General features: G+C 61.9%; 14 protein-coding genes and 7 pseudogenes. 7 read left to right on the forward strand and 14 right to left on the reverse strand.

Annotation, left to right across the window (positions count from 1 at the left end; translation table 11 throughout):
* The first annotated feature begins 38 nt into the window (after window positions 1–38).
* Together ACS5Q8_RS03360 and ACS5Q8_RS03365 are read left to right on the forward strand one after the other, a co-directional pair.
* Complete coding sequence (locus ACS5Q8_RS03360; protein WP_276196367.1) at window positions 39–944, forward strand: cation diffusion facilitator family transporter; 906 nt, start codon at window positions 39–41, stop codon at window positions 942–944.
* Window positions 945–1073: 129 nt separating this feature from the next.
* Window positions 1074–1538: pseudogene (locus tag ACS5Q8_RS03365) on the forward strand (TolC family protein); the annotation flags it as partial.
* On the opposite strand, the pseudogene ACS5Q8_RS03370 reads toward ACS5Q8_RS03365, so the two are convergent.
* Window positions 1535–1879: pseudogene (locus ACS5Q8_RS03370) on the reverse strand (OprD family outer membrane porin); the annotation flags it as partial. The pseudogenes ACS5Q8_RS03365 and ACS5Q8_RS03370 overlap by 4 nt on opposite strands.
* A gap of 394 nt (window positions 1880–2273) precedes the next feature.
* On the opposite strand from ACS5Q8_RS03370, the pseudogene ACS5Q8_RS03375 reads away from it, so the two are divergent.
* From ACS5Q8_RS03375 to ACS5Q8_RS03385, 3 genes and pseudogenes are all read left to right on the forward strand, one after another.
* Window positions 2274–2960, forward strand: a pseudogene (locus tag ACS5Q8_RS03375) (PAS domain-containing protein); the annotation flags it as partial.
* A gap of 111 nt (window positions 2961–3071) precedes the next feature.
* Window positions 3072–3500 (forward strand): annotated as a pseudogene (locus tag ACS5Q8_RS03380) (methyl-accepting chemotaxis protein); the annotation flags it as partial.
* 60 nt (window positions 3501–3560) lie between these two features.
* On the forward strand, window positions 3561–4148 hold the full coding sequence (locus ACS5Q8_RS03385; protein ID WP_426100811.1) for a flavin reductase family protein: 588 nt from the start codon (window positions 3561–3563) through the stop codon (window positions 4146–4148).
* A 6-nt stretch (window positions 4149–4154) separates the two neighbouring features.
* On the opposite strand, the gene ACS5Q8_RS03390 is transcribed toward ACS5Q8_RS03385, so the two are convergent.
* Window positions 4155–4964: an AraC family transcriptional regulator gene (locus ACS5Q8_RS03390; protein ID WP_276196370.1), complete on the reverse strand. Its 810-nt coding sequence runs from the start codon at window positions 4962–4964 to the stop codon at window positions 4155–4157.
* A gap of 137 nt (window positions 4965–5101) precedes the next feature.
* Between ACS5Q8_RS03390 and ACS5Q8_RS03395 the strand changes: the two genes are divergently transcribed.
* Both ACS5Q8_RS03395 and ddlA read left to right on the forward strand, forming a co-directional pair.
* Window positions 5102–5740, forward strand: a complete 639-nt coding sequence (locus ACS5Q8_RS03395; protein WP_465159828.1) for a LysE family transporter — start codon at window positions 5102–5104, stop codon at window positions 5738–5740.
* Window positions 5741–5784: 44 nt separating this feature from the next.
* Window positions 5785–6879, forward strand: coding sequence for a D-alanine--D-alanine ligase (gene ddlA / locus ACS5Q8_RS03400; protein WP_276196372.1), 1095 nt, complete (start codon window positions 5785–5787; stop codon window positions 6877–6879).
* 27 nt (window positions 6880–6906) lie between these two features.
* Here ddlA and ACS5Q8_RS03405 read toward each other — a convergent pair.
* The 12 genes and pseudogenes from ACS5Q8_RS03405 to ACS5Q8_RS03460 all read right to left on the reverse strand — a co-directional run.
* Window positions 6907–7002: pseudogene (locus tag ACS5Q8_RS03405) on the reverse strand (helix-turn-helix domain-containing protein); the annotation flags it as partial.
* 6 nt (window positions 7003–7008) lie between these two features.
* A complete protein-coding gene (gene ggt / locus ACS5Q8_RS03410; RefSeq protein WP_465159829.1) occupies window positions 7009–8838 on the reverse strand; it encodes a gamma-glutamyltransferase in 1830 nt (609 codons plus the stop codon).
* A gap of 36 nt (window positions 8839–8874) precedes the next feature.
* Complete coding sequence (locus ACS5Q8_RS03415) at window positions 8875–9654, reverse strand: PhzF family phenazine biosynthesis protein (RefSeq protein ID WP_465160348.1); 780 nt, start codon at window positions 9652–9654, stop codon at window positions 8875–8877.
* Window positions 9655–9846: 192 nt separating this feature from the next.
* Entirely contained in the window at window positions 9847–11097 is a 1251-nt protein-coding gene (locus ACS5Q8_RS03420) for an acyl-CoA dehydrogenase family protein (protein WP_426100805.1), read from the reverse strand.
* 31 nt (window positions 11098–11128) lie between these two features.
* Entirely contained in the window at window positions 11129–12556 is a 1428-nt protein-coding gene (locus ACS5Q8_RS03425) for an LLM class flavin-dependent oxidoreductase (protein WP_465159830.1), read from the reverse strand.
* Window positions 12557–12771: 215 nt separating this feature from the next.
* Entirely contained in the window at window positions 12772–13944 is a 1173-nt protein-coding gene (locus tag ACS5Q8_RS03430; RefSeq protein ID WP_465159831.1) for an acyl-CoA dehydrogenase family protein, read from the reverse strand.
* A 79-nt stretch (window positions 13945–14023) separates the two neighbouring features.
* Window positions 14024–14869, reverse strand: a complete 846-nt coding sequence (locus ACS5Q8_RS03435) for an amidohydrolase family protein (RefSeq protein WP_426100801.1) — start codon at window positions 14867–14869, stop codon at window positions 14024–14026.
* Window positions 14866–16011, reverse strand: coding sequence for an FMNH2-dependent alkanesulfonate monooxygenase (ssuD, locus tag ACS5Q8_RS03440; RefSeq protein WP_443695402.1), 1146 nt, complete (start codon window positions 16009–16011; stop codon window positions 14866–14868). Before ssuD ends, ACS5Q8_RS03435 begins: the two co-directional genes overlap by 4 nt.
* A 448-nt stretch (window positions 16012–16459) precedes the next feature.
* Window positions 16460–17254: a methyl-accepting chemotaxis protein gene (locus tag ACS5Q8_RS03445; protein ID WP_426244295.1), complete on the reverse strand. Its 795-nt coding sequence runs from the start codon at window positions 17252–17254 to the stop codon at window positions 16460–16462.
* A gap of 63 nt (window positions 17255–17317) precedes the next feature.
* Window positions 17318–18334 (reverse strand): annotated as a pseudogene (locus ACS5Q8_RS03450) (cache domain-containing protein); the annotation flags it as partial.
* A gap of 465 nt (window positions 18335–18799) precedes the next feature.
* The gene (gene mtr / locus ACS5Q8_RS03455) at window positions 18800–19993 is read right to left on the reverse strand and encodes a tryptophan permease (RefSeq protein WP_465159832.1); all 1194 of its coding nucleotides are present in this window, start codon (window positions 19991–19993) and stop codon (window positions 18800–18802) included.
* 226 nt (window positions 19994–20219) lie between these two features.
* Window positions 20220–20531: pseudogene (locus ACS5Q8_RS03460) on the reverse strand (Rieske 2Fe-2S domain-containing protein); the annotation flags it as partial.
* Window positions 20532–20564: the final 33 nt, after the last annotated feature.

A 20564-nucleotide genomic window follows, 5' to 3' on the forward strand; every position in this document is an offset into this window, starting at 1 on the left:
GCTATGATTCATGCAACCACTCCCCACGAGGATGTTTCATGAGCGCAGGACACAACCACGCCCAGGTACGCGCCGGTCACGAACGCCCGTTATGGATCGCCCTCGGGCTGACCAGCAGCTTCATGATTGCCGAGGTGATCGGTGCCTTTATCACCGGCAGCCTGGCGCTGTTGTCCGACGCCGCGCACATGATGACCGATGCCCTGGCCATGGCGATTTCCCTGGTGGCGATCCAAATCGCCAAACGCCCCGCAGACCGCAAGCGCACGTTCGGCTACGCGCGCTTTGAAATCCTCGCGGCGGCCTTCAATGCGTTGCTGCTGTTTGCAGTGGCGTTCTACATCCTGTTTGAGGCCTATCAACGCCTGCAGGCGCCTGCGCAGATCCAGTCGACGGGCATGCTGGTGATCGCCGTGCTGGGGCTGCTCGTCAACCTGATTTCCATGCGCCTGCTCCGCGCTGGCAGCGGCGAAAGCCTGAATGTCAAAGGTGCGTACCTGGAGGTCTGGAGTGACATGCTCGGCTCTGTCGGCGTGATCATCGCAGCCGTGGTGATCATGTTGACCGGCTGGGGTTGGGTCGACTCGGTGGTGGCGGCGGCAATTGGTTTCTGGGTGTTACCGCGTACCTGGGTGTTGCTCAAGGAGAGCATGAATGTGCTGCTGCAAGGTGTGCCCGACGGCATCGATATCGACAGCGTGGAACAGGCCATCCGTGGCGTACCTGGCGTGAAGGATGTACATGACCTGCATATCTGGGCACTCACCAGTGGCAAGAACGTGCTGAGCAGCCATCTGGTGGCGGACGCGGTGCCGGGCGTCGAGCAACAGGTCCTCGCTCAAGTGACGCAATTGCTGCATGAACAATTCGATATTTCCCACGTCACGCTGCAGGTCGAGGGCGAGGGTTTTCATCGTGACGGGCCCGAAGAAGCCCATGCTTGAGCCTTACTAACGGATTTGTAATGTTCGCCCCACCGCCCTGATAAGTACCGAAAGTTACAGTGCCCCGGCTTGGATTTATCCGCCATTTCATGGGCCTGGAACTCTCGTTATGCCAACTCGTGCAAGAACATTACTGTGCTCGATCGTCGTGTTGCTGGCGACGGCGCCCAGACCCTGAGCCTCGACGCTGCCCTGCAAACCGCCTTCGCCAATAACCCCGACCTGGCCGCCGCGCAATGGGAGATCGACATCGCCAGCGGCGGTCGCCAGCAGGCGGGGTTGATCCCCAACCCGCTGGCCTCATGGGATGCCGAAGACACCCGCCGCGACACCCGCACCACCACGCTCACGTTAAGCCAGACCCTGGAACTGGGCGGCAAGCGCGGTGCGCGCATTGAGCTGGCCACGCGTGGCCAGGACGTCGCGGCGCTGACCTTGCAACAGCGCCGCAACGACGTGCGCGCCGAGGTGATCGAGCGCTATTACGGCGCCCTTCGCGCCCAGGAACGCCTCGAGCTGGCGCAACGCTCCCTGGCACTGGCCGAGCGCGGCCTGGTGGTCGCCAATGGCCGTGTCAGCTATCGCCGCCTGTCCACCGGCAACACGCCGAACGAGCCCTTGCCGCCGCTGCGGCCGGTGTCCGAATCGAGTTTCACGCCGACCATGGCAAACGCATCCAGGCCAACACCCACGGTGTCCTGGGTGAAACCGGACTCGAACTTGCCGATCAGCCTCTGCGACCAGGCTTCTGAATAGCCGTTGCCGGTCGGGCTGGATTGGCCTTTGCGATCATCGCGATTGAAGTAAAAATTACGTGCTAGCACCTTCACGCTGCTGCCTTCGATAAAGCCTTCGGGCTTGTTTTCCACGGCCAGCGCTGCCAGGGGCAGTGTGACGACCAGTGAAAGGGGAAGGGGGTCATCACGGATACGCATGTTTCGCTCCTCGGTATTGGCAGTTATCAGCTTTTTATGGAGGCGCGCGTTCTTATTGATTTGGCCCGGGCTGATAGTTGCAAACTGCGGATAACGGCTGCGTTGCGTGAGCATTACAATTGTGGAACCTCGGCGCTACCTAACAAAGAAGTAATCTTCTGGTGAACCTCGCGTCAGGGTTGCTTCGTTAGTCTCGACACTGAACTAAAAAAGAGTCACGCCGGGCATCGAACCGCTCTTCAGAAAACCCCGGCCACGCCGATGCAGGTCAGATTCGTCCTTTTCTCATGACCATCGGTGTCCCATGTTCAACACCCGTTTGAAGCAGGAGCTGTCTGCTCTTCGCGAAGAGTTGTCCAGCTTGCAGCAGGTCAAGGAAAGCCTGGAAAGCGAAATGTTGTGCCTGACACTGGACGCCGAAGGCCGGGTGGAGTGGGCGAATGCCAACTTCCTGCAGGAGCTGGCGTACTCGATGTCGCAACTGCTGGGGCGGCCCGTTGACGAGCTGGTGCCGGCCTACCTGCGTCAGGACGAATTCCAGCAGCGCTTCAAGAACGCACTGGTGCGCGGCGAACACTTTGCCGGTGCCGTGCGCCTGTTGCGCGGCAATGGCAAGGAAGCGTGGTTGCGTTCGATCGTGCAGCCGGTGCGCAGCTCCGACGGGCGCATCAAGCATATTTCGATGTTCTCCAGCGACCTCACGCGCACCATCGAGGCGTCGCGCGAGCACGAAAACCTGATCTCCGCGCTGGTGCGCTCCACGGCCGTGATCGAGTTCGACCTGGACGGGCATGTGCTCACCGCCAACGCGGGTTTTCTCAATGCGATGGGTTACAGCCTGGCGCAGATCCAGGGCAAACATCACCGTATGTTCTGCGAGCCGGCGGAATACAACAGCGCCGAGTACCAGAACTTCTGGAAACGCCTGAACGCTGGCGAGTTTGTCGCGGCACGTTTCAAACGCGTGGACAGCCATGGCCGTGCGGTATGGCTTGAGGCCACCTATAACCCGGTGCTGGATGCCAATGATCGTCTGTACAAAGTGGTCAAGTTCGCCACCGTGATCACCGAGCAGGTCAACCGTGAACAGGCGATTGCCGAGGCGGCCAACATTGCCTACAGCACCTCGCTGCACACCGACAGCAGTGCCCAGCGCGGCACCACGGTAGTGACGCAGGCGGTCGACGTGATGCGCGAGCTGGCCCACCACCTGCAGCAGGCCGGCGAGGGCATCGAGGCGCTGAATGCCCAGTCCCAAGTGATCGGCAGCATCGTCAAGACCATCAGCGGCATCGCCGAACAGACCAACCTGCTGGCGCTCAACGCGGCCATTGAAGCGGCGCGTGCCGGCGAACAGGGGCGCGGGTTTGCGGTCGTGGCCGACGAAGTGCGCCAACTGGCGTCGCGCACCAGCAGGGCCACTGAAGAGATTGTCGGGGTGGTGCGTCAGAACCAGGACATGGCCCGTGACGCCGTGAACCTGATGACCGACGGCCGCCAGCAAGCCGAGCAGGGCCTGGCCCTGGCCGCCGAAGCCGGCACGGTGATCGTGGAAATCCAGGACGGCGCGCAAAAGGTCGTCAGCGCCGTCGGACAGTTCGCTAACCAGCTGTCGAGCTGACCCGTAGGGCTTGTGCTTGAGGTATCGTAGTTTTTTTCACGATTGAAGAGCCGATCCTCCATGAGCCCTGATCACCGCCGCCCCGTTCCGCTGCCCAAGGCCTACCGCTTGCTCAACCACGGCCCGACCGTACTGGTCAGCGCCGCGCATAATGGCCAGCGCGCTATCATGGCCGCGGCCTGGGCCATGCCGTTGGATTTCGAACCGCCGAAAGTTGCCGTCGTGCTGGACAAGGCCACCTGGACCCGCCAACTGCTGGAACGCGCCGGCACCTTCGTGTTGCAGGTGCCCTGCGCGGCCCAGGCCGATCTCGTACAGACCGTGGGCACTACCAGCGGCGCCGATCTGGATAAATTCGCCGCCTATGGCTTGCACACCTTCGACGGCGAACACACTGAAGCGCCCTTGCTCGAAGGCTGCGTCGCCTGGCTGGAATGCCGCCTGCTGCCCGAGCCGCATACCCAGCAGACCTACGACCTGTTCCTCGGCGAAGTGGTTGCCGCGTATGCCGACGAGCGCGTGTTCAGCGACGGGCATTGGCATTTCGAAGGCTTTGATCAACTGCGCACCCTGCACCATGTGGCGGGCGGGCATTTCCTCACCATCGGCCAGCCGATAGACGGGCATCCGCTCACGCCCGCCGGTTGAGCCTGTTCAGCGCCCGAGCATCTTCACCCAGCGCGCTGGGGGCATGCCGTAGGTGCTGCGAAATTGCCGGGTCATATGGCTCTGGTCGCTGAAGCCGGCGAGCATCGCTGCGTCCACCAGCGGTCTGCCCTGGGCCAGCAGGCTGCGTACCAGATCCAGCCGGCGCATGGTCAGGTAGCGGTAGGGGCTGGTGCCGAACAACAAGCGAAAATCCCGCGACAAGGCCCAGCGGTCGCGGCCGGCGTGGGCGGCCATTTCATCCAGGGTGATGCTGCGGCCCAGGGCGCTGTGGATAAATTCCCGGGCGCGTTCGGCAGCCACGTAATCGAAGGTCTTGCGGGTGGTGATCGCGCCCGAGGCGTTGCTCAAGGCTTGGGCCAGGTCGAACAGGGCGTCCTGCTCCTGCAACGGGTCGATCGGGCAGTCCAGGCTTTGCAGCAACACTTCGCTGGCGCGGTGCAACCACGGGTCGGTGGACACTCCGCCGGGGATAAACGGCAACGGCTTGCCGCCGAGGATCTGTTGGATCAGCGCCGGTTCCACGTAGATCATGCGGTACTTGAAACCTTCCTCGCTGCCGGCGCGGCCGTCATGGGTCTCGTCAGGATGAATGACCATGGTGGTGCCGGGCAGGCCATGGGTCATGCCACCGCGATAATGAAAACTCTGCACGCCGAACAAGGTCCGGCCGATGGCATAGGTGTCATGGCGATGCGGGTCGAACGCAAAGCCGGCAAAGTACGCCTCGATGCGGTCCAGGCCGCTGGCGTGCGGCGCGCGGTGCAGCCAGTCGAGGGTGGGGGTGGGTTTACCCATGGTGACTTGTCACAAGAAGAGGTGGAAACACGTTAGCCGAGTCTGAGGCCCTTGTCTGCCGGGGTCTTGTACGATTGTGCAGGGGGCAGGCGAGGCCTATGATCGCGGTTCGTGCCTTGTGCTGATGGAGCGCCCCCATGGATGTCCTCAACCCTGCCTACGTGGCGCCCCTGAGCTCGCTGGCCCTGCTGTGGACGGTGGCGGTGGTCACGCCTGGCCCCAACTTCTTCAACACGGCGCAACTGGCCGCCAGTTGTTCGCGCCGCCATGGTTTGGTGGCCTCGGCGGGTGTGGCTACGGGTACGATCCTGTGGGGGTTGGCGGGTGGCCTGGGCATAAAGTCGCTGTTTAGCGCCGCACCCATGCTGTACCTGGCGTTCAAGATCATCGGTGGCTGCTACCTGATCTACCTGGGCTTGAAGCTGTTCAAGCGCTCGGCGCCGGCGATGGGGCAGAGCCTGTTGCCGGACGGGCCCCGACGCTCGTTGTTTTCCGCCTGGCGCCTAGGGTTGCTGGGCAATCTGTCCAATCCCAAGGCCGCGTTGTTCGTCGCCACCATCTTCGCGTCCACCATGCCGCCGTCGCCGTCACCGATGCTGCTGACCCTGGCGGTGATCATCATGGCCACCTTGTCGTTCAGCTGGTATTCCAGCGTGGCCCTGGTGTTTTCCAGTGAGCGCATGGCCGACCTCTACAGCCGCTCGCGCAAATGGCTCGACCGTTTTGCGGGGGGGTGCTACATGCTGTTCGGTGTACATCTGGTAGCGAATCGCTGACCGCTCATGGTAAGAAGCCTTACTTTCAACAGTGAGGTCGGGTCATGAGCAAGGTGCGCGTAGGGATTATTTTTGGTGGTCGTTCGGCCGAGCACGAAGTCTCGCTGCAGTCGGCGCGCAACATCGTCGATGCCCTCGACCGCTCGCGCTTCGAGCCGGTGCTGATCGGCATCGACAAGGCCGGCCACTGGCACCTTAACGACACCTCGAACTTCCTGATCAACCAGGAAAACCCGGCGCTGATCGCCCTCAACCAGTCCAACCGCGAACTGGCGGTGGTGCCGGGCAAGGCCAGCCAGCAAGTGGTGGAAACCACCGGCAGCGGCCTGCTGGCCCACATCGACGTGATCTTCCCCATCGTCCACGGCACCCTCGGCGAGGACGGCTGCCTGCAAGGTCTGTTGCGCATGGCCGACCTGCCTTTTGTCGGCTCCGACGTGCTCGGCTCGGCAGTGTGCATGGACAAGGACATCAGCAAACGCCTGCTGCGCGACGCCGGTATTGCCGTCACGCCGTTTATCACCCTCAACCGCAACAACGCGGCGCGCACCTCGTTTGACATGGCGGTGCGCAAGCTCGGCTTGCCGATGTTCGTCAAACCCGCCAACCAAGGCTCCTCGGTGGGCGTGAGCAAAGTGAACGACGAGGCCGAATACCAAGCCGCCGTCGAACTGGCCCTGGGCTTTGACGAGAAAGTGCTGGTGGAGTCTGCCGTCCAGGGCCGCGAGATCGAATGCGCCGTGCTGGGCAACGAAAATCCGATCGCCAGCGGTTGCGGCGAGATCGTGGTGAGCAGCGGCTTCTATTCCTACGACAGCAAATACATCGACGACCAGGCGGCCCAAGTGGTGGTGCCGGCCGATATCAGCGTTGAAGCCAGCGAGCGGATTCGCCGCCTGGCCGTCGAAGCGTTCGAGGTGTTGGGGTGCGCAGGGTTGGCGCGGGTCGATGTGTTCCTCACCGAGGACGGCGAAGTGCTGATCAACGAAATCAACTCGTTGCCGGGTTTTACCCGCATCAGCATGTACCCCAAGTTGTGGCAGGCGGCGGGGATGAGTTACAGCGAGTTGGTCAGCCGCTTGATTGAGTTGGCGTTGGAGCGGCATGCGGGGCGTAAGGGCTTGAAGATCAGCCGATAGTCATCGGCCGGCGCGTCAGTAACGCCATTAGGCGTTACTGAGGACTTCCCGGAAAACGTCCGGTCTTATGGCCGCAATGTGCAGCAGCGAGCGTGCTGCGCCGGAGGGGGAGCGACGCCCTCGTAAGCATCAATCACCCAACGCCTCGCCCTCCCGCCGAGGATCGGCACCCCCGCTCACCATCACCTTGCCCTGCGCATCCCGCGTGCGAACGATCGCCTGGATGCCACTGGTCATCTCGATCTCGCTCAGTGCATGGCCCTTGTCCTTGAGCGCCTGTTTCAACGCCGGGCTGAACATGCCGCTTTCCAGTTCGGTTGCGCCATTGCGGCTGCCGAAGTTGGGTAGGCTGATGGCGGCTTGCGGGTCGAGCTGCCAGTCGAGCATCGCCACCAGGGATTTGCTCACGTATTCGATGATCTGCGAACCGCCCGGCGACCCCAGCGTAGCCAGCAATTCACCGCTGTGGCGGTCGAACACCAGGGTCGGCGCCATGGCTGAGCGCGGGCGTTTGCCGGGTTGCACGCGGTTGGCCACCGGCTGGCCGTTTTCCTCGGGAATGAACGAGAAGTCGGTCATCTGGTTGTTGAGCAAAAAGCCCTGGACCATCACGTGGGAGCCGAACGCGGCCTCCACCGTGGTGGTCATCGACACGGCGCCGCCCTGGTCATCCACCGCCACCACTTGCGAGGTGGAGATGCGCAGCGGCGAGCGGTCCGGGGTATACGCCACTTGAATGCCCGCTGGTTGGCCCGGCTTGGCGACGCCCAGGCTGCGTTCACCGATCAAGGCGGCGCGCTGGGCCAGGTAGTCGGGGGCGACCAGGCCTGCGACCGGCACCGGCACAAAGTCCGCATCGGCCACATACAACGCGCGGTCGGCAAAGGCCAGGCGGCCGGCTTCGGCGATCAGGTGAACCGCCTCGGGCGTGGGCTCAAGGCCAGCGGGCGAGGCGCTCTTTAGCGGCGTCATGGGCGCGATGGCCAGGCGCGGGTCGCGGGCTTCCAGGGCCTGCAACGTGCCCATGATTTGCGCGATGGCAATCCCGCCCGACGACGGTGGCGGCATGCCACAGATTTTCCAGCGCTTGTAGTCGCTACACAGCGGCGCACGTTCTTTGGCCACGTAGGCTTTAAGGTCCGCCGGGGACAGGCTGCCCGCGTTGCGGTGGCCCTGCACCTTACGCGCGATTTCGTCGGCAATCGGGCCGTGGTACAGCGCGTCCGGGCCTTCCTTGGCGATGCGCTTGAACACCGCCGCCAGTGCCGGGTTTTTCAACCGCGTGCCGGTGGCTTTGGGCGTGCCATCGGCGTTCAGAAAGTAGGCCGCCATCTCCGGCGACTGTGGGATAAAACGGTCTGCGGCAATCAGGCTGTGCAAGCGCGGCGAGATGGCGAAACCCTGTTCCGACAGACGAATCGCCGGCTCGAACAACCGGGCCCATGGCAGATGCCCGCTCTTCTTGTGCGCCATCTCCAGCGCTCGCAACACCCCCGGCGTACCCACCGAGCGCCCGCCGATCTGCGCTGCGGTGAACCCCATCGGCTGACCGTCGGCCTTGAGGAACAGGCGCTCCGTCGCCCCGTCCGGTGCGGTTTCCCGGCCGTCATACGCGTGCACGGTGTGCCCGTCCCACAGCATGATGAAGGCACCGCCGCCAATCCCCGACGACTGCGGCTCCACCAGCGTCAACACCGCCTGCATGGCAATCGCCGCATCGATGGCCGAACCGCCCTGGCGCAGCATCTCGCGCCCTGCCTCGGCCGCCAGCGGGTTGGCGGCCGCCGCCATATGGCGCTCGGCGTAGCGCGGGCTGAGGTCGCTGCGATAGCCCGAGCCCAACTCCGGCGCCGGAGGCGGTTCGTTGACCGGGGTGTGGCAGGCCACAAGGGCCAGGGTTGCGGCAATGACCGTCAGTTGACGGCGGGCAATCGAAAACACGCGCTGAACTCCGTTCATGTTGAGAATGATCTGTTGTTCTAGGGGTACTGCTTTTTACAGGTAAATCGTGCCTTGCATATACAGCACGGCCTTGCCGGAAATAATCACCCGGTCGCCCTTGAGGACACAGCGCAACTGGCCTTTGCGCGCACCGCCTTGCTCGGCGCTCAGGCGTGTTTTGCCCAGGCGCTCGGCCCAGAACGGCGCCAGCGAGGTATGCGCGGAACCGGTGACCGGGTCTTCATTGACCCCCACATTCGGCCCGAACCAACGGGAAATGAAATCAAACCGCGTGCTCTTGGCTGTCACCGCAATCCCGCGTTTGGGCAGGCCCTTGAGCTGGGCGAAGTCCGGCGTGAGCGCAGCAACCTGGGCTTCATCGTCGAGCAACACAATGTAGTCATCGGTGCCGAACACCTCGGCGTGTTCAATCCCCAGCGCGCTCAACATTGCGGCAGGCGGCTCGCACGGTTGTGGCGCTTTCGCCGGGAAGTCCATCGCCAGTTCATCGCCCTCGCGTGTTACCCGCAGCTCGCCGCTGCGCGTTGCGAACCGCAACACCTCAGGCGCATCCGCCAACGCATTGATCAACACCCACGCCGCTGCGAGCGTGGCATGGCCGCACAGGTCGACTTCGACGGTCGGGGTGAACCAGCGCAGCTCATAAAAACCGTCGCGGGGGACGAAGTAGGCGGTTTCGGACAGGTTGTTTTCGGCGGCGATGTTTTGCAGTTGCGCGTCGCTCAGCCATTCGGTCAGTGGGCACACCGCTGCAGGGTTGCCGCCGAAGGGGTGTTGGCTGAAGGCGTCGACTTGGTAGATGTCCAGTTTCACCGTGGTGTACTCCATGCGTGCGGGGAGGTTGGACACTAACAGCGGGCTCTGGGGAGCGTCAAAATACAGAAGGCGTGTTTTTTTGCGCGCATGCAAGCTGCCGGGAAGGGTGCGGCGCAGCTTTTTCGGTGTCTCAGAAAAATGCCCCGACAGGCCGGGGCATTTTCAGCTCGCGGTTTACACGCTCTGGTGCTATTTCTGCGCGTGGTTTTGCTGGCTGCCACCGCCGATCTGCCACACGTAGGGCGGTTCGGTGCCATTGATCTCCCAGTCACCGAGGATCCGCTCTTTATAGATCAATGGATTATGTGAGGCGGCAGTGCGCGCATTGCGCCAGTGTCGGTCGAGTTGCAGGCTCGCGCGTGCGGCGGATGCGCCCAAGGCGTTGAACAGGTCGCTGGTGGCGCGAAGCACCAGATCGGCAATCACCACTTGCGCTTGGGCCGACTCCAGCTCTGCGGCAATATTGGCCTCGCGTTCGGCCTGCGCATCCTTGGCGAAGTGTGCCACGTAGGCGCGTTGTGAGGCCTGTGCGGCGCGCAGGGTCGCCGCTTCAGCCGTGTAGACCTGCGCCGAGGCCTTGCCGACCACCTGCTGCACCTGCGCATCGTCACGCGCCGCCGGCGCATTGCCATGGCTGAACACGCGGGCGCGAACACGGACCTGTTGGGCCACCTCTCGCACGGCCGCCTGCCCCGACCCGACCAGGACGGCCAGCAGGGTCAGTTGGTAAAACGCCGTTTGGTATTTAAAGCGCGTGGAGAAGTCGATCAGGTGGTCGTCTTCGACCACTGCGTTTTCAAACACGGAAGTGCCGCTGCCAGTGGTGCGCTGACCGAAGCCATCCCAATCGTCGCTTTGCCGCACACCCGGTTGCTGCACGCGGACCGCTGCGATCACGTCGGCACCGGTGTCGTCCCGTTGGGCGTAGAGGTCGATCCAGTCGGCGAACAGGCTGCCGGTGCTGTAGAACTTGGTGCCGTTGGCGACCCATTGCTCGCCCTGGCGGCTGATTCGGGTAATCACCTGGCCGATCTTCACGTCGCCGACTTCGGTCCAGGCATTGCCGACCAGCTCCCCGGCCACAAACCGCTCGAACCAGGCGTTCTGCGGGCTGAATGCCTGGGCGTTGAGGCGGTCTTCGACAAACGCAAAATGCCCGCGCAGGGCTTGCGTCACGTTGGAGTCGGCGGCCGCCAGTTCAATCAACAGTTGGAACAGTTGCGGCAGCGAGGCGCCGGGCCCGCCGAATTCGACCGGCACACGCACGGCGCCGAACCCGGCTTGCTTGAGCCATTTGATCGGTTCGAACGGCAGCGTGCGGCTGCGTTCGCGCTCGACCGCGCCCTCGGCAATACGCGCAAAGATCGGTCGAAAACGTGCGGCGAGCGCGTCGTAATCAGTACCGACAGACAGTGTGTTCAGCGTGGCGAAACTGGACATGGAATGGATTCCTCTTCAGCGCAGATAAACGTCAAGTCAGGTCAGAGAATGTGGACGGTTTGGTGTGATCGGTGGCGTTCGCGCCGGTTTTGAATGCACCGCGATAACGTGCCGCCGGATGGTCGTCTGCGGCATACGGCGAAGTGCCGTCGAGCAGGTTTTCACGCAGGGTGGCGCCGTCATAGGACGTGCGGACACGGCCCCGGCGTTGCAGCTCCGGAACGATGAACTCGACGAGGTCTTCGAAGGTGCCCGGGGTGATCGCATAGGCCAGGTTGAAGCCGTCGATACCACCGACGTCCACCCAGCGCTCCATTTCGTCGGCCACCGTTTTCGGGCCGCCCACCAACACCGGGCCCAGGCCGCCGATGCTGCGGTGTTTGATGATGTCGCGTGGCGTCCACTTGCGGTCGGGGTCGGCGGTGGCGAGCAGTTCCAGCACCGAGCGGATGCTGTCGTTGTCGATGGCCTCCAGGGGTTGGTCCGGGTCGTATTCGGAAAAGTCGATGCCGGTCCAACCGCCGTAAAACGACAACATGCCTTCGCCATTGGCATAGCTCAGGTAGTCGCGGTATTTGGCTTGCGCGGCTTCATCGCTTTCAGCGGTGATCACCGTCAACAGCGTGAACACCTTGACCGAATCACGGCTACGGCCCGCTTCCACGGCGCGGTTGCGGATGTCATCGGACACCTCGCGCGCCTGTTCTGCGGTGGCCGGGCTGATGAACACCCCTTCGGCGTGCTTGGCGGCAAAGGCGCGGCCACGGCTGGAGGCACCGGCCTGGAAAATAACCGGGGTGCGCTGTGGCGACGGTTCGGACAAATGGATGCCCGGCACATCGTAGTATTTGCCCTTGTGACCGATCGGGTGGACTTTGCTCGGGTCGGTAAAGATCCCGCGCTCACGGTCACGCAGCACCGCGTCTTCATCCCAGGAGCCTTCCCACAGTTTGTAGGTCACGTCCAGAAACTCATCGGCGATGTCATAGCGTTCGTCGTGCGAGATCTGTTGCTTGAGGCCCATGTTGACCGCCGCGCTGTTGAGGTACGAGGTCACCACGTTCCACGCCACGCGGCCCTTGGTCAGATGGTCGAGGGTCGAGAACTTTCGCGCCAGGGCGTAAGGCTGTTCATAGGTCAGCGCCGAGGTCACGCCAAAGCCCAAGTGCTGGGTGACGGTGGCCATGGCTGGCACTTGAAAGAAGGGATCGTTGACCGGCACCTGGTCGGCGTCGAGCAGGGAGGTTTCCACCGAGCCGCGATAGATGTCATAGACGCCGACGACGTCGGCGATAAACACCGAGTCGAAGTAGCCGCGCTCAAGCAGCTTGGCCAACTCGACCCAGTAATCGAGGTCTTTGTATTTCCATGCCTGGCTGTCTGGGTGACGCCAGGTGCCCGCAGCCTGATGACTCACGCAGGTCATTTCAAACGCATTGAGGATAATGCGGGAAGCCATAGTCGATTAACTCCAGTTGTCTTGATTCATGGGGCGCGCACGGCGGTTCAATCGTGGTTTAAGGAGGTAAGTGCATAGTTCATGCCGAGTGCTAACGGGCTGTAATACCTGGGGTTTTGCCGACTTTTGGGCTGGGTGCCTATCACTGGGGCAACACTTTGTTGTTTGGGTGAACGCTGGCGAACACCGACCCTGCCTGGCCGTGATCGCGGGCGTCAGGAATAGAAGCTCGGCGTCGGCGGTTTCTGCTTCAAGGCCCACTCGCCGAGTTCGCGGATGCGGTAGTCCACCGGGTCGTGCAAGGTTTGGGTTCGCAGGTTTCGCCAGTAGCGATCAAAGCGCCGCGAGGCGTGGGTGGCGCGGGCGCCGGTGACCTCAAACAGCCTCGAACTCAGGTCCAGGCCGACCCGGGTGGCATGGACCTTGGCGCTGCCGATGGCCAGGGCCAGGTTCGCGCGCTCCTCGGCGCGCAGCTGTTCGCCGCAGTTCCAGGCCTTGTCCAACAACGCGTTGGCCCGTTCGGCCAGGGCGCGTACCGCCTCCAGGCCGACCCAGAACTCGCCGTAGTGGGCCAGCACATAAGGGTCGTCGACCGCCCGCTCGACCTCGGACTTGAACCAGACGCGTGCTTCGTGGGTGGTGTAGTGCTGCGCCTGCTCAAAGGCGCCTTCGGCAATGCCGAGGAACAGGTTGACGAACGTCAGTTGCGCCAACAGCGGTCGCAGCCCGGAAAACACCGTGCTCAGCGGGCCCGGGTCGAGCAGCAGTTCATCCTCGGCCACCCGCACGCGTTCGAAACGGGCGCTGCCGCTGTCGGTCTGGCGTTGGCCCATATTGTTCCAGTCGTTGAGCAGGGTAATGCCGACGCGGTCGGTGGGGATGGCGGCGATCAGCAGTTTGCCTGCGCCACTGTCCTCCAGCGCCGAGGCAATCAGGCGGTCGGAGTCGCTGGCGCCGGAGCAAAAGCTCTTCATCCCGGTAAACTCGCGCCCGCCGTCGACACGCGTGGCCACGGTGCGGGTGTCCAGCGGGTTGAGGGCGTTGCCCCAGAACCAGCGCTGGCGGACGGTTTGTTCCAGCCAGGGCTGCCACTGATCGGGTCGCGAGAACAGGCGCACAGTAGCCAGCATCAAGTGTTGGAAACCAAACACATGGGCCATCGAACTGTCGACCTTGGCGAACTCGCGCACGATGTTCAGCGTGTCGCTCCAACTGGCGCCGAGGCCGCCGAATTCACAGGGAATACTCAGGGTCAGCAGGCCGCTGTCGCGCAGGGCATCACGCTCGCGTTTGGGCGTGCCGCCGCGCTCGTCACGCTCGGCAGCCGTACTGGCCCAGTCGGCCGCCAGGCGGCGGGCGACGTGCACAGGATCGTGGGGGGTGGTCACAGGGGAACTCCTTGAAGTTGAAAACAGCGCCGGGCCGCCCCTGGATGACGGCCGGTCCCGGGGTGTAGCGCGAGGTGTTCTACAGCCCAAACAGCCGGGCGGCATTGCCATAGAGGACGTTGTCGAGCACCTCGGGTTTGAAACCCAGGCGCAGGACATCCTCGATGGATTGACGAATTGGGCGGAACGGATAGGACGAGCCGAACAGCAACTGTTCTGCCAGAAAGCCGTTGGCCGCTTGCACGTAGGCGTCGCTGCCGGGCTGGAACAGGTACATGTCCGGCACCAGGTAGATGTTCGGGTAGCGAAACGCCACGCCGAGCGCTTGCTGCACGTTGGGCCAGTAGCCGTGGTAGCAGACGATCGACAGCTGCGGGAACGCCCGGGCGACCTTGGCCAGGTGTTCGGGGTTGTTGAAGGCAGGGTCCGGGGTGGTCGGCCCGCTCATCAGAAACAGCGGAATGCCGCGTGCCTGCAAATGCTCGTAGATCGGCCAGTACAGCGGGTCATCCGCCTGCCTGGCCGGTTCGCCAAACCCTGGCTCCAGGTCGATCCCGGCCAGGCCCAGCCCCGAGATGGCGCGCTCGATTTCGCCCAGCGCGCCGTCGATGCCCTGCAACGCCGGGTCGATGCTGGCGATGCCGAGCAACTCAGCGTGGTCGCGCACGATGCTGTGAATCAGGTCGTTGGGCAGATGCTGGCCGGGCGTGTGCCGACCGACCACCACCGCCCGGCTCAACCCGGCGTCGCGCACTTCATCGAGAAACCCCTGGGGTGTGCGCGAACGGGCGAAGTGCTCGTCGTCGCCACGCGTGCCCACCCGCCGGTTCAGCCAGCGGGCGGTGGCGGTCTCGGCGCTGCCTGGGGTGGCGCCGAAAAAATCGTGCAGGTACGCCGGGCGGCAGCGCATATCAATCACGTTCATGCCGTGGCCTCATCCTTGACCGATGTGTGGCCGGCCCGCACATCGAACGCGCCGCCGGTGAGTACTTGGTCGCGGACCGTGACAGGCTGTTTGCCCAACAGCGGGAACACCAGTTCGGCAAAGCGGAAAGCCTCTTCCAGGTGCGGGTAGCCGGACAGTACAAAGCGGTCTACGCCGAGGTTGGCATATTCCTGCAGGCGCTTGGCCACGGTCTGAGGGTCGCCGACCAGCGCCGTGCCGGCGCCTCCGCGCACCAGGCCGACACCGGCCCACAGGTTGGGCGAGACCTCGAGCTTGTCGCGCTGTCCACCATGCAGGGCGGCCATACGGCGCTGACCTTCGGAGTCCATCTTGGCGTAATTATTTTGCGCGTCGGCGATCACATCGTCGTCGAGGTGGCTGATCAGTTCTTCGGCCGCCGCCCAGGCCTGCTCGTTGGTTTCACGCACGATCACATGCAGGCGCACGCCGAAATGTAGCGTGCGCCCATATTTTTTCGCGCGCTCGCGCACATCGGCGATTTTCGCGGCCACGGCCGCCGGCGGTTCGCCCCAGGTCAGGTAGGCGTCGACCTGCTGGGCCGCCAGCTCATGGGCGGCCGGGGACGACCCGCCAAAATACAAGGGCGGGTGCGGTTGCTGCACGGGGTTGAAGAAGTTCTGCGCGCCTTCGACGCGCACATGCTTGCCGGTGAAATCCACCACCTCGCCACTGAGCAAGCGCCGCCAAACGCTCAGGAACTCGCCAGCGGCTTCGTAGCGTTGGTCGTGGTCGAGGAAAATACCGTCGGCGGCCAACTCGGTGGCATCACCGCCGGGCACCACGTTGAGCAGCAAGCGGCCGTTGCTGGCCTGGTCCAGTGTGGCCGCCTGACGGGCCGAAGCGGTGGGGTTGCCCAGCGAGGTGCGCAGCGCCACCAGCAACTTCAGGCGATGGGTGACCGGGACCAGGCTGGCGGCGGTAATCCACGGGTCCAGGCAACTGCTGCCGGTGGGAATCAACACCCCGTCATAGCCCAGGCTCTCGGCGGCTACCGCGATTTGCTGCATGTATTTGTTGGTGGCCGGGCGGCCGCTGTCGGATCGGCCCAGATAACGGGTGTCGCCGGACGTGGGCAGAAACCAAAAGATATCAAGACTCATCAACACGCTCCTCGCTGCAAAAATAAGAAGCCCGCTGCCTTGGGTAAGGTAAGACGGCAGCAGGTTGTGCAACGCAGGGCCGGCACGGCTCTATAGAGGCGCTTGTTGGAACAAGTCTGTGGCTGTGGCCGATAGTTCTAAGAGAGCAAGCATCGTACCAATTCATTAAGTTATTGATTTATAAGGTAATGATTGGTTTGTGTGCGGCGATGAGTGTCGCTGGAAGAGGGCAAGTGTTGAAACGCTGTTGCCTGGCAAACAGTTGTGCGCAAAGACAGAAGTGTTCGCTGGGCAACAGGCTTTACCCGCTGGATTTGCGCATGCTGTAACCGCGCCATCCATTCCCGCCACAGAGTGGAATCGCAGAAACAAGAAAGCCCGCACGAGGCGGGCTTCTTGGGGATTCATAGGCGGCTGTGAACGTCTATGGATCGGTGCCTGGAATAGGTCAGATGCGGAAACTGCCCACCAGATGCTTCAGCCGTGCCGCCTGCTGTTCCAGGTCGGCGCAGGCGCGCAGGGTCGATTGCAGGTTTTCCACGCCTTCCTGATTGAGCGTGTTGATCTCGGTAATGTCCATGTTGATCGACTCCACCACCGAGGTCTGCTCCTCGGTGGCGGTGGCGACCGACTGGTTCATGCCATCGATCTCGCCGATGCGTTGGGTCACGCTGTTCAAGCGCTCGCCGACCTGGTTGGCGATTTCCATGCTGTCTTGGCTATGGCGCTGGCTGTCGCTCATGGTGCTGACCGAATCCCGGGCGCCGACTTGCAGCTCCTCGATCATCGTTTGCACTTGTTGTGCCGACTCCTGGGTGCGATGCGCCAGGTTGCGCACTTCATCGGCCACTACCGCAAACCCGCGTCCGGCTTCCCCGGCCCGTGCGGCCTCGATGGCGGCGTTGAGCGCGAGCAGGTTGGTTTGCTGGGAGATGCTGGTGATCACCTCAAGGATCTGACCGATATTCACCGTTTTGCTGTTCAGCGATTCGATATTCGTACTCGACGCGCTGAGCATTTCCGACAGCTGATGCATTGCGCTGATGTTGCGCTCGACCACTTGCTGACCCTGCTCGGCCAGACCCCGTGCGTCGCTGGCCTGTTGCGAGGCCTGAGCGGCATTACGGGCTATTTCCTGAGCAGCGGCACCGAGTTCGTTGATGGCAGCGGCGACGCTGTTGGTACGGCTGGCCTGTTCGTCGGAGTTGAGCATCGATGAGTTGGAGGCGCTGACCACGCGCATGGCCACTTCGTTGACGTGCTCGGTCGCTGAGGAGACTTCTCGGATCGAGGTGTGGATACGTTCGACAAAATCGTTGAACGCATTGCCCAGGGTGCCGAACTCGTCTTGCGTGTGGATGACCAGGCGTTTGGTGAGGTCACCTTCGCCTTGGGCAATGTCCTCCATTGCGCGGGTCATAATGTGCAGCGGTTGCAGCAGTATGCGGATCAGTAAACTCAGCAGGACGATGATGAGGATCACCGCAACGATGGTGGCAATCACCGCCGAATAGCGGAATTGGCTCAGCGTCGCGTAAGCCTTGTCTTTATCGATTGAGAGACCGATGTACCAGTTGACGGAAGGTAGACCTTTGATCGGTGCGAAGCTCAGCAAGCGGGCTTGCCCGTTGAACTGGACCTCGGTCAGCTCGCCGGAAAGTTTCGGTGTGTGTGCAGGGTACAAATCCGAAAGCGACTTCATGACCAGCGCTTTGTCCGGATGCACCAGTATCTTGCCCTGATCGTTGACCAGGAAGGCATAGCCCATGCCGCCAAAGTTCAACGAGTTGATGAGTTCCACCAGGCCATCCAACGCCAGGTCACCGCCAACCACACCGATGCTGCTGGAAACCTTGCTGATGACACTAATGACCATCTTGTTGGTGGCCAGATCAATATAAGGCTCAGTCAGTATGGCGCCGTTGGCGTTCATACCGTCCTTGTACCAAGGGCGGGAGCGCGGGTCATAGCCATCGGGCATCTTGGTGTTCGGACGAATACTGAAACTGCCGTCGACCTTGCCTAGGTAGTCGGTGAGAAAACTTGAGGTCAGGACGCTCTCATCCATCAGCGTCTCGGCATTGGCAGGCTCCCTGGCAATGTTCTGCGCCAGATTCCTCACCAAATTAATCCGCCCCTCCAGCAGGTTACGAATATTGGTGGAGGTAGAGTCACCCATTTCAGTCAAATAGTTTTCCAGGCTGACGCGAGTTGCATTGCGCTGTAAATAGTCGTTGTACAACGTGAATAGGGTGAAGGCGAGCATCACAATCAGCGACACGGCCAACAGAATTTTGTGACTGAAACGAAGGCTTCTATTCATGGCGTATTGAGTTCGCTAGGTCTTTTGCGTGGACTGTCCAAGGGTATCGGCCGTCGCCCGGTAAACCTTGAGGTGTGAAGGGGTTGGTCGTCGCGCTGGAGGGTTGAGTTGTCCCTGGTCCCGATAACTGCCGGTGGTCGATTCCATTTGCCGTGCCAGTGCCTGCAAATGAGGCAGCACGTTATTGGTGAGGTCCACGGGGGTACGCCGTGAACGGTTGGAGGCGAAGCTGATCGCAGCCACCACTTTTCCGCTGCGTTCGCGTAGCGGCACGGCACGGCGACAGAAATGGTTCCGGGTTCCATCTCGTCTATGGTCAAGGCGTAATTGACGTTGTATATGTGGTTGTCTTATTGATTTTTAATGAGATTAAATATTTATGGCGTGATTTTTCACAATGAGTAATCAGGTTAACCGAATCGACCGACAGGTCGCGTTCGGAAAACCAAATGGTGTTCAGGGCCGCTAACGCCAGACCGGCAACAGGCCCAAGGAAAACAGCACATGTGAAGCCGCACTGATCACGCCGAAAAACAGCACCAGGGCAATCATGGGGTGGCCGCCCCACACGCGATACCGCGGGCTGCCAAAGCGTTTACGTGATGCGCTGGCCAGCAATGCAGGGGTAATCACGGCCCAGAGGGTCGCCGCCAGACCGGCGAAACCGATTGCATGGATAAACCCTTCGGGCCACAACAGCCCGCAGAGCATGGGCGGCAGGAAGGTGGTACCTGCGGTTTTCAGGCGACCTCGCGGACTGTCGTCAAACCCCAGTACGTCGGCCAGATAATCGAACAGCCCCAGAGTCACACCAAGAAAGGAGCAGGCGACGGCGAAGTTGGAAAAAAGGCTGAGGAACACGTCGATTTTCGCGCTGTTGAGCATGGCCCCTAACGCGCTGATCAGTACGTCGATATTCCCGCCACGCTGAGCGATATCTTTGAACCCGTCCCGGGGAATGTTCCCCATGCTGCACACTATCCAGACGACATAGAGACCTAGCGCGATGAGGGTGCCGCTGACCAGGCAGGCCCGGATACGCTGCGGATCTTTGCCGAAGTGTTTCATCAGGCCGGGCACGTTGCCGTGAAAGCCGAAGGACGTCAGGCAGAAGGGCAGGGTCATCAGCAGGTAAGGGAGGTAGTGGCTGTCCGTTGCGTTGCGATTGAGCAGCGTCGCCGGTTGCACATGATCGAGCAACCCGCCGAAGGTCAGGAAAAACGCGAAGATTTTTGCACCGAAAATCACCGTGGTCACCCGGCTCACCGCTGCCGTGCTCAGCCACACAATGACCGATACCGTTAGGGTGAAATACAGGCCCCCGGCCCGCGCCGATAGATTCACGCCCAATGACTGGGCGCTGTGATGAATCACTGAACCACTGGCCGAGATGTAGGCGTAGGTCAGCGTGTACAGGACAAAGACGATGCTCAAGCCGTTCAACACATTCCAGCGATGACCCAACAGGTCTTTGGTGATCGTTGAAAAACTGGCACCCGGACGATAGTTGAGGTTGGCCTCAAGAATCATCAACCCGGAATGCAAGGTGCAGAACCAGGCAAACAATAGGACCGCGACGGAGCCATAGAACCACAGGCCGGACATGACGACCGGCAGCGAAAACATGCCTGCGCCGACAATGGTGCCACCGATCATCATGGCGCCGCCGAGCACCGAGGGCGACCGTTCGAGTGCAACGGGGGGAGCGCAGCACCATGTTGTCCAGTGTCGATAATGACTCGCCGAAAAACGTGTTGAAATCGATGCCTTCCGCCTGGAGGCGGACAAACACAAAACCGCGATAATTCTCCACCGCCGCGACGGCTTGCATGCCTCTGTGGGCAGAGCACGTGCTGAGGTCGCAATCGTCGTATTCCTTCTTCACCGGAATACTCAACAGTTCGCCATCGGTCTTGAATGTCCACGCATGGTAAGGGCAGCGGATGAAACGGCCGACGTTACCGCGAGGCTCGGCCAACACTTTTACGCCTTTGTGCGGGCAGCGGTTATGCAAGACAATAATCTCGCCATTTTTTTGCCGGACCATTGCCAAGGGTTGTTGGGCAATGTCGGTGGTGAAAAAGTCACCAGGCTGCGGGATCAGACTGTCGTGCCCCACGTAGCACCAACTGGCGGCGAAGACGCTGTGTTGTTCTTGTTCAAAGATCTGTTGATGAAGGAAGAGCGATTTGTGCACTTCTCTGCCGTTGAAGTAATTGTCCAAACGGTT

It is taken from the genome of Pseudomonas sp. PAMC25584 (assembly GCF_058135675.1).